Origin of the sequence: Paractinoplanes maris (genome assembly GCF_023544465.1) — a bacterium.
Classification (GTDB): domain Bacteria; phylum Actinomycetota; class Actinomycetes; order Mycobacteriales; family Micromonosporaceae; genus Actinoplanes; species Actinoplanes maris.
In genome coordinates, this window is sequence record NZ_JALPVL010000015.1 from 273,277 (window position 1) to 287,485 (window position 14,209).

Sequence of the window (14,209 nt, forward strand, 5' to 3'; positions counted from 1 at the left end):
TCTCAACTCCTGCTCTTGCTGTGCGCGGCCCGGCCGAAGGCGTTCTTGCTGTGCGCGGCCCGGCCGAAGGCGTTCTTGCTGTGCGCGGCCCGGTCGAGGACGTCGGCGAACCGGTCGAACAGGAGGTCGCGGGAGAACTGCTCCACGGCGAGCCGGTGTGCGGCGGCGCGGGCCTGGGCCAGCCACGACTCGTCCCGGCAGTGCTTGACGAACTGCTCGGCGGCGTCGCCGGTGTCGGTCGGGTCGAGCACGAGCCCGGCACCGAACTCGTCGATCAGGCCGGCCTGCCAGCCGCCGTAGTTGATGGCGATCGGCCGTCCGGCGGCGAGCGCGTCGAAGAACTTGTTGGCCGAGTTCTCCCACAGCGCGCGGATCGGCCGCACGAAGCTGGTCGACATCGTGGCGGCGCCCAGGATCAGCGGCAGCTCGGCTTTCGGCACCTTGTCCCACATCCGTACGGTGTCGTCGAGCAACCCGAGCTCGGCCGCGAGCCGCTTGGTCGGCTCCCACTCCTTGCCGTGCCCCACGATCAGCACCCGGATCTCGGGGTCCAGCTCGCGCATCCGCTGGGCCGCGCGCACCAGGTAGTCGACGCCGTTCACCGCGCCCAGCGCTCCGGTGTAGACGATCAGCGGCCGGTCACCCAGCCACTCGTGCCGCCGCCGGAAGGCCTCGACGTCGGCCGCGCCGACCTCGAACATGGCCAGATCGGCGGCGTTGGGAATGACCGTCGTCCGGGTCGACGGGCGACGGGCCACGACGCCGGCGGCCATGCCGGGGGAGAGGGCGACGACCTCCTCGGCGTTGCGGTAGGCGAAGTTCGCCAGCGCGCCGGCCGCCCTGCGCAGCACCGGGTTGCGCAGCGCGCCCATCTGGATCGGCACCTCAGGCCACAGGTCGCGCACCTCGAAGACGAACGGCACCCGGCGCAGCTTCGCCGCGAGCACACCGGGGACGGCGACGGTCAGCGGCGTGCTGGTCGCGAAGACCAGGTCGGCTCTGATCGACGCCGCCTTGGCCGTGGCGACGACCATGAACTGGGCGAACGCGCGGATGCGGCGGGCGTACGACATGGAGTTGTTGTAGGGGACCGAATACCAGTGCACCCGGATGCCGTCGTCGTCGGTCTGCCGCCAGCCGGCCCGGGCCGGGGTGCCGGTGATGTCGGTCGTGATGACGTCGACCGTGTGCCCCCGGGCGACGAGCCGGCGGGCCTGCTCGTACGACCGGATGCCGCCGGCCATCCGAGGATTGCAGTAGTACTGGTGGATGTAGACGATGTGCATGTCGTGGCTACCCCTTCGTTCCGGCGGCTACCGCCCGCACGGCAGCCACGACGCGATCCCGGTCGTGGTCGGTGAGCGCGGAACCGCTGGGCAGGCACAGCCCCCGGCGGAAGAGGTCGGCGCAGACCTCGCCACCCCGCATGACGCAGTCACGGAAGACCGGCTGCAGGTGCATCGGCTTCCAGGTCGGCCGGGCCTCGATGTCCTGGGCGGCGAGGCGCTCGAGGATCCGGTCCCGGCTCGCGCCGAACTGCTCGGCGTCGATCAGCAGGCAGGTGAGCCACGAGTTGGCCTCGCCGTAGGCGGCGACCGGCATGAACGTGACGCCGGGCAGGTCGCCCAGCGCGGCCCGGTAGTGCCGGCCGGTCTCGCGCCGCGCGGCGATCATCGAGTGCAACCGCTGCAACTGGCCCCGGCCGACCGCGGCCAGCAGGTTGCTGAGCCGGTAGTTGTAGCCGACCGAGCGGTGCTCGTAGTGCGGGAACGGCTCGCGGGCCTGAGTGGCCAGATGCCGGGCCCGGCGGGCGATGCCGTCGTCGTCGGTGACCAGCATGCCGCCGCCCCCGGTGGTGATGATCTTGTTGCCGTTGAACGACAGGACGCCGGCCAGCCCGAACGACCCGGCCGGGCGGCCGCGATAGGTCGCGCCGAGCGCCTCGGCCGCGTCCTCGATGAGCGCGACGCCGTAGCGGTCGCACGCGTCGATCAGCGGCTCGTAGTCGGCGCACTGCCCGTACATGTCGACGGCGATCACCGCGCGGGGCGGGCGGCCCTTGGCGCAGCGCCGCTTGAGCTCCTCGGTGACCAGCGCCGGGTCGACGTTCCAGCTCTCCGCGGTGCTGTCCAGGAAGACCGGGCGGGCGCCCAGATACATCACCGCGTTGGCGGTGGCGGCGAAGGTGAAGGACGGCACGAGAACGGTGTCGCCCCGGCGCACGCCGGCCGCGACCAGGGCGAGGTGCAGGGCCGCGGTGCCGCTGCTGAGCGCGACCGCGTGGCGGACGCCGACGATCTCGGCCATCTGGGCCTCGAAGGCGTCGAGGTCCGGCCCCACCGGCGCGACCCAGTTGGAGTCGAAGGCCTCCAGCAGCAACTTGCGCTCGAGCTCGCCGACGTCCGGGGGTGACAGCCAGATGCGGGTATCAGTCATGGATGCGCGTCCTTACCGCCCAGAGCGGCCAGGCCGGGTGCAGGCCCTGCCGGTTGATGGCCAGAGGGCTGTCGCCGGCGTGTATCGCCGGGCGGAGAGTGCTGGCGAAACTGCGATAACCCGCGCCCCGCGCGATCTCGACGTCGCGCCGGCCGTAATCGACGGCCGGATGCCCGTACGGGGCCGCGAAGTCCCGGATCTCGGAGCCGAGCTCATCCTCGATCTCGTGCTTGGAGTCGATCAGCTCGTGCGCCGCCGCCCGGTCGTCCTGGTCGGCCAGCCGCTGGTGGGTCACCGTGTGCGAGCCGAAGTCGAAACCGGCCGCGGCCATCGCCCGGCAGTCGCTCCAGGTGAGGTTGCCGGGCCGGCCGATCAGGTCGGTGGTCACGAAGAACATCGCCGGCACGCCGATCTCGTGCAGCACCGGCGTGACGACGTCGCGCCAGGTGGCGTGCCCGTCGTCGAACGAGAGGCAGAAGACCGGGCCGTGCATCGGTCGCCGGCCGGCCAGGATGCCGAGGGCCTCGTCCCACGAGACGAGCTCACCGTGCCGCCGAAAGGTGAGCAGGTGGCGGCGCAGGTCGGTGGCGTATTCGGGGAGGACGTCGTGGTAGAAGGGGAAATAGAGCCCGGCGGCGCGCGGCAGGCGGCGGAACGCGCCGGCCGGCGCCAGGACGCGGCCCTGCACCCGGGGCCGGGCCCGGAGCCGGCTGCGCAGCTCGAGCTCGTTCAGGCGCTTCCTGATCAAGGTCGGCGACGGCATGGGCACCCTCCGGTTCGCGGTCTGGAACGACCCTCGCAAATGGGGGTGGCGCGGCATCAGTAGCAATTGTCATTAGGTACGTGAGAGTTCTTCACATCAATTTCGGGGCCCTTGCGGAATGGGTTCGAGGCGGCGCATCATCGCCTTTTCGGGGCCCGGCCCCACGGAGGGTGACGCATGTTGCGACTGCACCGGGTGGCGCCGGCGGCCGACGTCTGGGCCGAGCGCGAGGGCTACGACGACCGCCTGATCTTCCACACCGAGCCGTGGCTGCGCTTCGTCGCCGAGGCGCAACGAGCCGAGCCCGTGCTGGCCCGGGTGACCGACGGCGACCGGACCGTCGGCCACTTCACCGGACTGGTCACCAAGCGCTTCGGCCTGCGCATTCTCGGCAGCCCGATGGCCGGCTGGACCACGTCCTATGTGGGCTTCACGCTGGATCCCGGGGTGTCGCGGCGGGCCGCCCTGGAGGCGTTGATGCCGTTCGCCTTCACCGACCTGGGCTGCGCCCACCTCGAGATCCGCGACCGCGGCCTGACCCCCGGCGACCTCGGCGGGCTGGGCCTGCGCTGGTCCGACGCCCCCACCGCGGTGATCGGCCTGAACCCGTCCGAGGACGCCCTCTTCGGTGCGATGGCGAGCGCCTGCCGGCGCAATATCCGTAAGGCCGCCAAGAGCGGAGTGACAGTCGAGGAGGTTGTCGACGATCCGACATTCGCCGTCGATTTCCACGACCAGTTACGCGACGTTTTCGCCAAGCAGAATCTGGTGCCGACCTATTCGATCGAGCGGGTCCGCTCGCTCATTCGCCACGTCGGGCCGTCCGGGCAGTTGCTCCTGCTCCGGGCGCGCGACGGCGACGGCCGCTGCATCGCCACCGCGATCCTGCCGTGGTATCACCGCACGATGTATTTCTGGGGCGGGGCCAGCTATCGGGAGCACCAGCACCTCCGTCCTAACGAGACACTCATCTGGCACGCGATGCGCTGGGCCAAGGCTCGCGGCGTGACCGAGTTCGACTTCGTCGGCGGAAACTCCTACAAGGCCAAGTACGGGACCGTCGAGGTTCCCGTCCCGTGGGCTCGCCGCTCCCGTTCACCGCTGGTCGCCACCCTGCGCGACGCCGCCCAGCAGGGGTTCGCCCTGAAGCAGCGGACCGTGGCCCGGCTGACCGGCGCCCGAGGCTGATTCGCAATTTGGTCGTCCGGCTGACAGCGCTCCGGCGTGCTCGTACGTTCGGTGAGGGTGCGAGCGGCACCACGGAATGAACGGAGTTCGTCCTCACTGGTGTAGCTCCCGCTCGACGGCGCTGCCCGCCCCACTCCGCTGACCCACTCCGTGGCGCAGCCATGCCCGAGTGGCGACGGCAGCCCCATCAGCACCACCCCTCACGCCCGCCTGCCGCGGGCGTCGACACCAGCACTGAGGAGCAACTCGTGTTCGGAAAAAAGCTCGTCGGGCAGATGATCAGCCGTAGCGCCGAGAACGGCCAGGACCGCCGCCGATTCCTGCGGAGCGCCGGAGCGCTCGGGCTCGGCGTCGTCGGGGCGGGCGCGCTCGGCACCGTGGCCGCCCATGCCGAGGACGCGGACGGACCCAGCGACGGCGCCGTCCTCAATTTCGCGCTCAACCTCGAATACCTCGAGGCCGAGTTCTACTCCTACGCCGTGCACGGCCACGGTTTGGCCGACAGCATGACCACCGGCACCGGCACCCGGGGCGGGGTCGTCGGCGGCAAGAAGGTGCCGTTCAAGACCAGCCGCATCCGTCAGTACGCCGCCGAGATCGCGGGCGACGAGCTGGCCCACGTCAAGTTCCTGCGCGGCGCGCTCGGCTCGGCGGCGGTCTCCAGGCCGGCCATCAACATCCGCGAGAGCTTCACCTACGCGGCGCGGGCGGCCAAGCTGATCGGGGCGCACGACATCTTCGACCCGTACGCCAACGAGAACAACTTCCTGATGGCCGCGTTCCTGTTCGAGGACGTCGGCGTGACGGCCTACAAGGGCGCCGCCCCGCTGATCACCAACAAGACCTACCTCGAAGCGGCCGCCGGCATTCTCTCGGTCGAGGCGTACCACGCCGCGACCATCCGCTCCTCGCTGTTCGAGAAAGACCTGGGCGCGCACGTCGCGAAGCTGTCGGCCGCCCGGAACACGCTCGACGGCTACGGCGACGAGGACCAGGGCATCGTGCGCAACAAGAGCGCCAACATCAACCCGACCGACAAGAACGGCATCGCGTTCAGCCGTTCCTACGACCGGGTCCTCAACATCGTCTACCTCAACGCGAACAAGGTCACCAAGGGTGGCTTCTACCCGAAGGGTGTCAACGGGCCGCTCAACACCAGCGCCTGAGCGACATCGCCGGTCGGACACCACCGGGCCCGCCGATCCGGCGGGCCCGGCACTCGGAGAAGGACGCACCAAGATGGCTCAGACCTACGCCCTCCCTCCGCTCGGCCGTTCGGGGCTCGGGCCGGCCCGGCTGCGCGCGGCCACCACCCTCGGCCCGGCGTTCGTCGCGGCCATCGCCTACGTCGACCCGGGCAACTTCGCCACCAACTTCGCCGGCGGGGCCAGCACCGGCTACCGGCTGATCTGGGTCGTGGTGCTGGCCAACCTGGTGGCGATGCCCATCCAGTTCATGTCGGCCAAACTCGGTGTGGCCACCGGCCGGAGCCTGCCCCAGGTCTTCCGGGACACGTTCCCCGGCCCCCGGTCCTGGGTGATGTGGGGACAGGCCGAGATCGTCGCGATGGCCACCGACCTGGCCGAGTTCGTCGGCGCCGCGATCGGGCTGTATCTGTTGTTCGGGATGCCGATGCCGCTGGCCGCCGCGGTCACCGCCGTGCTCGCCTTCGCCCTGCTGGCCCTGCAACGGCGGGGATACCGGCCGTTCGAGCTGGCGATCGGTGCCCTCCTCTTCCTGATCTGCGCCGGCTTCCTCTACCTGGGTCTGCGCGTCCCGCCCTCGGCCACCGGCAGCCTCGGCGGTCTGGTCCCCTCGTTCAGCGGCGACCAGACCCTGTTGCTCGCGGTCGGCATCATCGGCGCGACCGTGATGCCGCACGCCATCTATCTGCACTCGGGCCTGATGTGCGGCCGGGCGATCGGCCGCTCGGCCGACGAGAAACGACAACTGCTCCGGCTCGAGCGGGCCGACATCGCCATCGCGATGACCCTCGCCGGCCTGGTCAACCTGAGCATGCTGGCGATCGCGGCCAAACTGTTCCACAACAACGGCTCCGGCGCCGCCATCACGCTGGACGAGGTGCACACCGGTCTCGACCGCATGGTCGGCGGCGGTGCCGCCCTGGCCTTCGCCGCGGCCCTGCTCGCCTCGGGCATCGCCTCGTCGAGCGTCGGCACCGCGGCCGGCCAGATGGTGATGGACGGCTTCCTGCGGGCCCGGGTGCCGCTGACCCTGCGCCGGCTGGTCACCATGGCCCCGGCCGTGGCGCTGCTCTGCTCGGGCGTCGACCCGACCCAGGCGCTGGTGCTCAGCCAGGTCGTGCTGTCCTTCGGCATCCCGTTCGCGCTGGTCGCGCTGCTCATCCTGACCAGCCGCCGCAGCCTGATGGGCGAGCACGTCAACGGCCGCGTCACGATCGTCTGCATGTCTGCCGTGGTCGCTGTCCTCAGCGGACTCAACCTCATGCTCCTGGGCCAGCAGTTCCTCTGAGAGGAGTGCACCCGCGTGGCCGGCGTCAGCTGACATCGCGCGGGAGCCTGGCCCGACTCGAACGGTGCAGCCATCCTTGGGTTCAGTGACGCGCGGTTACCCGGCATCCCGCGCGTTGGGCAAGCCTGGTGATCCACTGTAGGGCTGTCGCCGTCCCGGCAGCACCCTTCCTGGCCGGATGTTTCATCCACGTCCCCGGACTGCATGGTCCCGGACGTCATGACAATCGACTGATTTCACCGAGGACGCGAACATCGCGGGTTCGGCGAGCGCGGGCACCAGGCGGCGCCGAGGACGCGAGGGAACCGGCGGCGGTTGGGCAACCCGGTCAGGGCGTCGTGGAACGCCTGGTGCAGCGTGCGCCGTTCCGTCACCTGGCCCAGCAGGGCGTCGTAGGCCTGGCTGAGCCGGTTGCGGGCGCGGCGGCGCAGCAGGAAGAGCAGGCAGGCCGGCCCGGAACTCCCGCAGTTCCCGGCCTGGCTGGAGGAGGCGGGGAAGAGGGCCGAGCAGTAGGGCCGGGCAATGGTGCTGTCGGCTTCCCTTCGGCACCATCGGCGCCGACTTGAGGCGAGCCCGAAGCGGCGCGATCTGAAAGAACTTGCAGTGATCCGTCAGGCGGCCGACGTGTCGACCGGCCGGTCGTGGCGCTTCGGGGCTTTCGCGGTCGAGTCGCGCACGACCAGCTCGGGCCGGAAGAGGTATTCCGAGTGCGGGGCACCGTGGCCGTTGATCTCGTCCATCAGCGAGCGGACCGCCGCCACGGCCATCGACGTGACCGGCTGGCGCAGCGTGGTCAGGGGTGGGTCGGTGAAGGCGATCAGCGGGGAGTCGTCGAAACCGATGACCGAGACGTCGCCCGGCACCGAGAGGCCGCGGCGGCGGGCGGCCCGGATCGCGCCCAGCGCCATCAGGTCGGAGCCGCAGACCAGGCCGGTCACGCCCATCGCGAGCAGGCGGTCGGCCGCCACCTCGCCGCCCTCGACGCCGAACAGGGTCAGCGAGACGTAGTCGTCCAGGGCCGGGTCGGCGATGCCGAGCTCCCGCTTCATCGCCTGGCGGTAGCCGGCCAGCTTGCGCTGGACCGCGATGAAGCGGTTGGGCCCGGAGATCATGCCGATGCGACGGTGGCCCAGCGCCACCAGGTGGGTGACGGCCAGGTCGCCGGCCAGGCGCTCGTCGCAGGACACGAACGGGGCCTCGATGCCCTCGGCGTAGCCGTTCATCAGCACGATCGGCAGCGGGCGGTCGAGCAGGCGCTGGTAGCGGGCGTGGTCGGCGGTGGTGTCGGCGGACAGCCCGGCCACGAAGACGATGCCGGACACCTGACGGTCGAGCAGCATCTCGACGTACTCGTCCTCGGTGACGCCGCCGGGGGACTGGGTGCAGAGCACCGGCGTGTAACCCTGCTGGGCCAGCGTCGACTCGATCACCTGGGCGAAGGCCGGGAAGATCGGATTGTCGAGCTCGGGAACGACCAGGCCGACCAGGCCGGCGCTGCGTTTGCGGAGCCGCTCGGGGCGCTCGTAGCCCAGCACGTCGAGCGCCGTCAGTACCGCCTGGCGGGTCTCGGAGGAGACGCCGGGGCGGTCGTTGATGACCCGCGAGACCGTCGCCTCACTGACCTGGGCCTGACGGGCGATGTCGGCCATCCGTGCACGCATGACGCCAACTCTAGTGGTGCGGTGTTGCCGGCGAGTTCCTGCAAGCTCTTCCATTGATTGCAAGGAGTTGCTAACGTCCCGGCAACGCCAATGATATCGACCGATCCCTAATCGGCCGGGTGGCACGGTGCTTCAGCCGGCGTGCGCCCAGAACGCCCCGAGCAAGCCGAACGACGTGCTCGTGCGGCTGATGAAACTTCATGCAGACATACGACAACCCGACAGGAGACACACATGCGCCCAGCCGCAGGTGTTGCCGCCGCCCTGACCTGCGCTCTCGCCCTGGCCGGATGTGGCGGGAGCGATGACACCGACAGTCCGGGCACCGGTCCGAGCGCCCAGCAACAGCAGGGCGAGCTGGTGATCTGGGCCGACGACAAGCGCTCGGCCGCCCTTCAGCCGTTCGCCGAGAAGTTCGGCCGCGAGAACGGCGTCACCGTGAAGGTGCAGGCCATCAGCAAGGACCAGCAGACCACCTTCGTCACCGCCTCCCAGCAGGGCAGCGGCCCGGACGTCATGGTCGGCGCGCACGACTGGATCGGCAACCTGGTGCAGAACGGCGCGGTCGACCCCGTACAGCTGTCGGCCGACCAGACCGCCGGGCTCAACCCCAACGCGCTCAAGGCGGTCACTTTCAACGGCCAGACGTACGGGGTCCCGTACGCGATGGAGAATCTCGCCCTCATCCGCAACACCGACCTCGCCCCGAAGGCCCCGGCCACCATCGAGGAACTCGTCGCCGAGGCCGGGAAAGCCAAGACCCCCGAGAAGCTCTGCCTGCAGGTCGGCCAGAACGGCGACGCCTACCACCTCTACCCGCTCTACTCGAGTGCCGGCGGCTACCTCTTCGGCACGTCGGCCGACGGTGACTACGACCCCAAGGACCTGGGCGTCGGCCGGCCGGAGTCGGTCGCGGCGTTCAAGAAGATCGCCACGCTCGGCGAGAAGGGCTCCGGCGCGCTCAAGCGGTCGATCACCCCGGAGAACTCGATCGCCACGTTCACCTCGAAGAAGTGCGCGTTCCTGGTCTCCGGCCCCTGGGCGATCACCGACGTCAAGAAGGCGAACATCAAGTACGACATCAGCGCCGTCCCGGGATTCCAGGGTGGACAGCCGGCCCGCCCGTTCCTCGGCGTGCAGACATTCTACGTCGCCTCGAAGGGCAAGAACAAGGCCCTGGCCCAGGAGTTCGTCACCAACTACGTGACCACGCCCGAGCTGGCCGTCGCGCTCTATCAGGCCGAGCCCCGCCCACCGGCCCTGACCGCCGCGTTCGACCAGGTCAAGGGCAAGGACGCCGACCTCGAGAAGTTCGTCGCCGCCGGAAAGGACGGCCGGCCGCTGCCCGCCGTGCCGGAGATGGCGGCGATCTGGGACCCGTTCGGCAAGGCCGAGGCCGCCGTCGTCGGCGGCGCCGACCCGGCCACGACGATCACGGCCGCCGGCCGGACCATCGCGGCCGCGATCAAGTAAATGACGGCGACCAAGCTCGGCGGGCCTGTGACGCAGGCCCGCCCGGCCCCCGAACCGGAGCGGCGTGGCGGCTCCCCGGCGGCGATCCTGCTGAAAGCGACACTGCTCGGCCTCGCCATCGCCATCGCCGTCTGGGCCGCCTTCCCGCTGATCGAGAACGAGAAGTGGACCGGCCTGGCGATCCTCGTGGCCACCACGGCCGGTCTGCTCTACCTCTATCTCACGCCGCGCCACATCCCGCTGAAATACCTGGCGCCGGGCACCGTCCTGCTCGTCCTCTTCCAGGTCTTCCCGGTGCTCTACACCGCGAGCACGGCCTTCACCAATTTCGGTGACGGCCACCGGGGCAGCAAGCAGGAGGCCGTCGTGGCCATCCAGACCGCGTCGGTCACCCAGGTGCCCGGGTCCCAGCAGTACGCGTTGAGGATCGCGACCACCGGCGACCCGGCCACCGGCCCCCTGGTCTTCCTGATCACCGACCCGGCCACCCGGCAGGTCTCGGCCGGGGATGCCGGCGGTCTGACCGCGGTGCCCGGCACCGATGCCGCCGCCGCCGGCTACACCGTGCTCACCGCCGGCCAGGCCAGCCTGCGCAGCACCGAGATCACCGCGTTCGCCGTGCCCACGGCGGGGGGCGCGATCCGCTCGTCCGGGCTGTCCCGGGCGTACGAGGGAAAGGCCGGCCGGGCCTACGACGAGGGCTGCGACTGCATCCGGGACACGACGACCGGCCGCACCTGGACGGCCGACGAGAGCGTGGGCGCCTTCGTCGGCGCCGACGGTGATCGGCTGGCCCAGGGCTGGAAGGTCGCCGTGGGCCTCGGCAACTTCACCCGGGTGCTCACCGACCCGGCCATCGCGGGGCCCTTCCTTCGTACGCTGGTCTGGAACTTCGCCTTCGCGATCGCCTCGACCGGCGGCACGTTCGTGCTGGGCCTGCTGCTCGCGATGGCTCTGCACTCCGATCGCGTGCGGGGCCGCACCGCCTACCGGATCCTGCTCGTGCTGCCCTACGCGATGCCGTCGTTCGCGATGCTGCTGGTCTGGCGGGACATGTTCAACACCGATTTCGGCCTCGTCAACGAGCTCTTCGGATCCGATGTGGACTGGTTCGGGGGCAGCACCTCGGCCCGGCTGGCGGTGATCCTGGTGCAGCTGTGGCTGGGTTATCCGTACATGTTCCTGGTCGCCACCGGCGCGTTGCAGGCCATCCCGCGCGAGCTGTCCGAGGCGTCCCGGATCGACGGCGCGAGCGCCTGGGGTGGCTTCCGGCGGATCGTCCTGCCGCTGCTGATGGTCGCCCTCACCCCGCTGCTGATCTCGTCGTTCGCGTTCAACTTCAACAACTTCAACGCGATCTACCTGACCACCGAAGGGGCGCCCTTCCCGGCCGACAACCCGGCCAACGGCGCCACCGACCTGCTGATCACCTACACCTACCGGATCGCCTTCGGCGGTGGCGGCGCCCAGTACGGCTACGCCGCCGCGATCTCCATCTTCATCTTCCTGATCGTGGCCGTGGTGTCGGCGATCAGCTTCCGCCGCACCCGCCGCCTCGAGGAGGTCCACTCATGACCCGCTGGCTCCGGGAGGTCGGGTGGCGCCACCTGGTCGGCGTCGTCGTGCTGGCGTTCGCGATGGTGCCGATCGTCTTCGTCGTCTCGGCCGCGATCAATCCGCTCGGCACCCTGTCGTCGAGCGAGCTGGTGCCGACCGGCGCCTCGCTCGGCAACTTCACCCGCCTCTTCGCCGACACCGGGTTCGGCCGCTGGTTTGTCAACTCGATCGTCGTGGCGGCGGTGTCGGCCCTCGCCTCGGTCTTCATCTCGGCCCTGGCCGCCTACGCGTTCAGCCGCCGGCGTTTCCGCGGCCGCCGGGTGGGCCTGCTCGCGGTCCTGCTGATCCAGATGTTCCCGCAGTTCCTGGCGATCGTGGCGATCTTCCTGATCTTCTCCACGGTCACCGACCTGTGGCCGGCGATCGGCTTCAACACCTGGTGGGGCCTGATCCTGCTCTACCTCGGCGGGGCCTTGGGCGTGAACACGTGGCTGATGAAGGGCTTCTTCGACACGCTGCCGCGCGAACTCGACGAGTCGGCCACGATGGACGGCGCCTCGCACGCGCAGGTCTTCTTCCGGATCCTGCTGCCGCTGGTCGCCCCGATCCTCGCGGTCACCGCGCTGCTCGCCTTCATCGGCACCATCAACGAGTTCCTCATCGCCAACGTGTTCCTCACCGACGCCGGCTCCAAGACGCTGCCGGTCGGCCTCTACGGCCTGGTCGCGGGGGAGCGGAACGCCAATTTCGGCATGTTCTGCGCGGGCACGCTGCTCACCGCCATCCCGACGGTCCTGGTGTTCCAATTGCTCCAGCGGTACATCACCGACGGCTTGACGGCAGGGGCGGTGAAGGGATGATCCGGCGTCCGCACCACGACGGCAGCGAGCTTTACCTGAGCGATCCGGCTCCGGCGCTCGGCGACACGGTCAGCGTGTTCGTCCGGGTGCCGCGCGGGACCCGGGTGTCGCGCGTCCACATGCGCTGGGTGCGCGACGGCGAGCCGGTTTTCACCTCGGCCGTCATCGACCGGCGCTCCGCCTCCGGGGACACGTGGTGGCGGGCCGACCTGCCCGCGCACAATCCGGTCACCCGCTACCGCTTCCTCCTCGGCACCACAGCGGGTGTGCGCTGGCTGACGGCGTTCGGACTGACCGCGTACGACGTGCCGGACAGCACCGATTTCCGGCTCGTGGCCCACCCGGGCGCCCCGGCCTGGGCGCGCGACGCCGTGGTCTATCAGATCTTCCCCGACCGGTACGCACGATCGGCCGCCGCCGACGAGCGGGAGACGCCGGACTGGGCGATCCGCCCGTCGTCCTGGGACGAGCCGGTCACGGCCGGCCCCGACGCGACCCGCGTGGTCTACGGCGGTGACCTGGACGGCGTCGCCCGGCGGCTCGACCACGTGACCGAGCTGGGCGCCGACACCGTCTATCTGACCCCGTTCTTCCCGGCCCGTTCCAACCACCGGTACGACGCCTCCGGATTCGACCGGGTCGACCCGCTGCTCGGTGGTGACCGCGCCCTCGAGCGGCTCGCCGCGGCCGCCCGTGACCGCGGGATCCGGCTGATCGGCGACCTCACCACCAACCACACCGGCGACACGCACCCGTGGTTCGCCTCGAATCCGGATTTCTATTACGCGAAGCCCGACGGCGGTTACGTGTCGTGGCTCGGCGTGCCGTCGCTGCCCAAGCTCAACTGGTCGAGCCCCGGGCTGCGCCACGAGTTCGCGGAGATCGCCCGGCGGTGGCTGGCCGAGCCGTACGGCCTGGCCGGCTGGCGGATCGACGTGGCCAACATGACCGCCCGCTTCGGCGCCGACGACTTCAACCACGAGGTCGCCGCCCTGCTGTGCCGGGCCGTCCGCGAGGCCCGCCCGGACGGGTTGCTGATCGCCGAGCACGGCCACGACGCGACCGGCGACCTCGACCGCGGCGGCTGGCACGGCACGATGAACTACGCCGGTTTCACCCGCCCGGTCTGGTGCTGGCTGCGCGCCGACGAGGTGCCGTTCGACGGCTTCCTGGGCCGCCCCGAGGAGCTGCCCCGGCTCGGCGCGGACGCGCTGGTGGCGACCATGTCGGCGTTCGCCTCGCAGATGTCCTGGCGGTCGTGGGAGGCGTCCTGGCAGCTGCTCGGCTCGCACGACACCGCCCGCATCCGGACCGTGGTGGGTGACGCCGAGCGGCAGCACGTCGCCGCCGGGCTGCTCTTCACGCTGCCCGGCACGCCGATGGTCTTCGCCGGCGACGAGCTCGGACTCACCGGCGGGGGCAACGAGACCGCCCGCGCGACGATGCCCTGGACCCGGCCCGACACCTGGGACACCACCACGCTCGGCCGCTATCGCGATCTGGTCGCGCTGCGCAAGACGTCGCCGGCCCTGAGCCGGGGCGGGCTCCGCTGGGTCCACGCCGACGGCGACAGCCTGGTCTTCCTGCGCGAGAGCGCGGCCCAGAGCGTGCTCGTGCTGGCGTCCCGCGCCCCGGCGTCACTGCGGCTGACCGGTCTCCCGCCCGGCACCGCCCTGGAGAACCTTTACGGCGGCGCGCCGCCGCTGCACATTGAATCCGATGGTTCCACCGTCATCGATGGTTACGGCCCGGCCGTCCAGGTCTGGGCTCTGCCCTAG

The 14,209-nt window shown here is 70.5% G+C and carries 11 protein-coding genes; 7 read left to right on the forward strand and 4 right to left on the reverse strand.

Annotated elements, in window-relative coordinates; all coding sequences use genetic code 11:
• Window positions 1-2: 2 nt before the first annotated feature.
• From NAG42_RS37860 to NAG42_RS37870, 3 genes are read right to left on the reverse strand one after another with little or no spacing between them, the layout of a single operon-like run.
• Window positions 3-1,286, reverse strand: coding sequence for a glycosyltransferase family 4 protein (locus NAG42_RS37860; RefSeq protein ID WP_250037159.1), 1,284 nt, complete (start codon window positions 1,284-1,286; stop codon window positions 3-5).
• A 7-nt stretch (window positions 1,287-1,293) separates the two neighbouring features.
• Window positions 1,294-2,436, reverse strand: a complete 1,143-nt coding sequence (locus tag NAG42_RS37865) for an aminotransferase class I/II-fold pyridoxal phosphate-dependent enzyme (protein WP_250037160.1) — start codon at window positions 2,434-2,436, stop codon at window positions 1,294-1,296.
• A complete protein-coding gene (locus NAG42_RS37870; protein ID WP_250037161.1) occupies window positions 2,429-3,199 on the reverse strand; it encodes a polysaccharide deacetylase family protein in 771 nt (256 codons plus the stop codon). Before NAG42_RS37870 ends, NAG42_RS37865 begins: the two co-directional genes overlap by 8 nt.
• Window positions 3,200-3,376: 177 nt before the next feature.
• Here NAG42_RS37870 and NAG42_RS37875 point away from each other — a divergent pair, with 177 nt between their 5' ends.
• The 3 genes from NAG42_RS37875 to NAG42_RS37885 all read left to right on the forward strand — a co-directional run bounded on the left by NAG42_RS37875 (window position 3,377) and on the right by NAG42_RS37885 (window position 6,880).
• Entirely contained in the window at window positions 3,377-4,387 is a 1,011-nt protein-coding gene (locus NAG42_RS37875) for a lipid II:glycine glycyltransferase FemX (protein ID WP_250037162.1), read from the forward strand.
• A 248-nt stretch (window positions 4,388-4,635) separates the two neighbouring features.
• A complete protein-coding gene (locus tag NAG42_RS37880) occupies window positions 4,636-5,553 on the forward strand; it encodes a ferritin-like domain-containing protein (protein WP_250037163.1) in 918 nt (305 codons plus the stop codon).
• A 73-nt stretch (window positions 5,554-5,626) separates the two neighbouring features.
• Window positions 5,627-6,880: an Nramp family divalent metal transporter gene (locus NAG42_RS37885; RefSeq protein WP_250037164.1), complete on the forward strand. Its 1,254-nt coding sequence runs from the start codon at window positions 5,627-5,629 to the stop codon at window positions 6,878-6,880.
• A 611-nt stretch (window positions 6,881-7,491) separates the two neighbouring features.
• Here the strand turns inward: NAG42_RS37885 and NAG42_RS37890 are convergent.
• The gene (locus NAG42_RS37890) at window positions 7,492-8,541 is read right to left on the reverse strand and encodes a LacI family DNA-binding transcriptional regulator (RefSeq protein WP_250037165.1); all 1,050 of its coding nucleotides are present in this window, start codon (window positions 8,539-8,541) and stop codon (window positions 7,492-7,494) included.
• A gap of 234 nt (window positions 8,542-8,775) precedes the next feature.
• On the opposite strand from NAG42_RS37890, the gene NAG42_RS37895 reads away from it, so the two are divergent.
• Genes NAG42_RS37895 through NAG42_RS37910 form a run of 4 tightly spaced genes read left to right on the forward strand, consistent with a single transcriptional unit; the run spans window position 8,776 to window position 14,209 of the window.
• Complete coding sequence (locus tag NAG42_RS37895) at window positions 8,776-10,014, forward strand: sugar ABC transporter substrate-binding protein (protein WP_250037166.1); 1,239 nt, start codon at window positions 8,776-8,778, stop codon at window positions 10,012-10,014.
• Window positions 10,015-11,589, forward strand: a complete 1,575-nt coding sequence (locus tag NAG42_RS37900) for an ABC transporter permease subunit (RefSeq protein WP_250037167.1) — start codon at window positions 10,015-10,017, stop codon at window positions 11,587-11,589.
• Window positions 11,586-12,431: a sugar ABC transporter permease gene (locus tag NAG42_RS37905; protein WP_250037168.1), complete on the forward strand. Its 846-nt coding sequence runs from the start codon at window positions 11,586-11,588 to the stop codon at window positions 12,429-12,431. Before NAG42_RS37900 ends, NAG42_RS37905 begins: the two co-directional genes overlap by 4 nt.
• On the forward strand, window positions 12,428-14,209 hold the full coding sequence (locus NAG42_RS37910; RefSeq protein WP_250037169.1) for a glycoside hydrolase family 13 protein: 1,782 nt from the start codon (window positions 12,428-12,430) through the stop codon (window positions 14,207-14,209). The genes NAG42_RS37905 and NAG42_RS37910 overlap by 4 nt, the downstream gene beginning before the upstream one ends.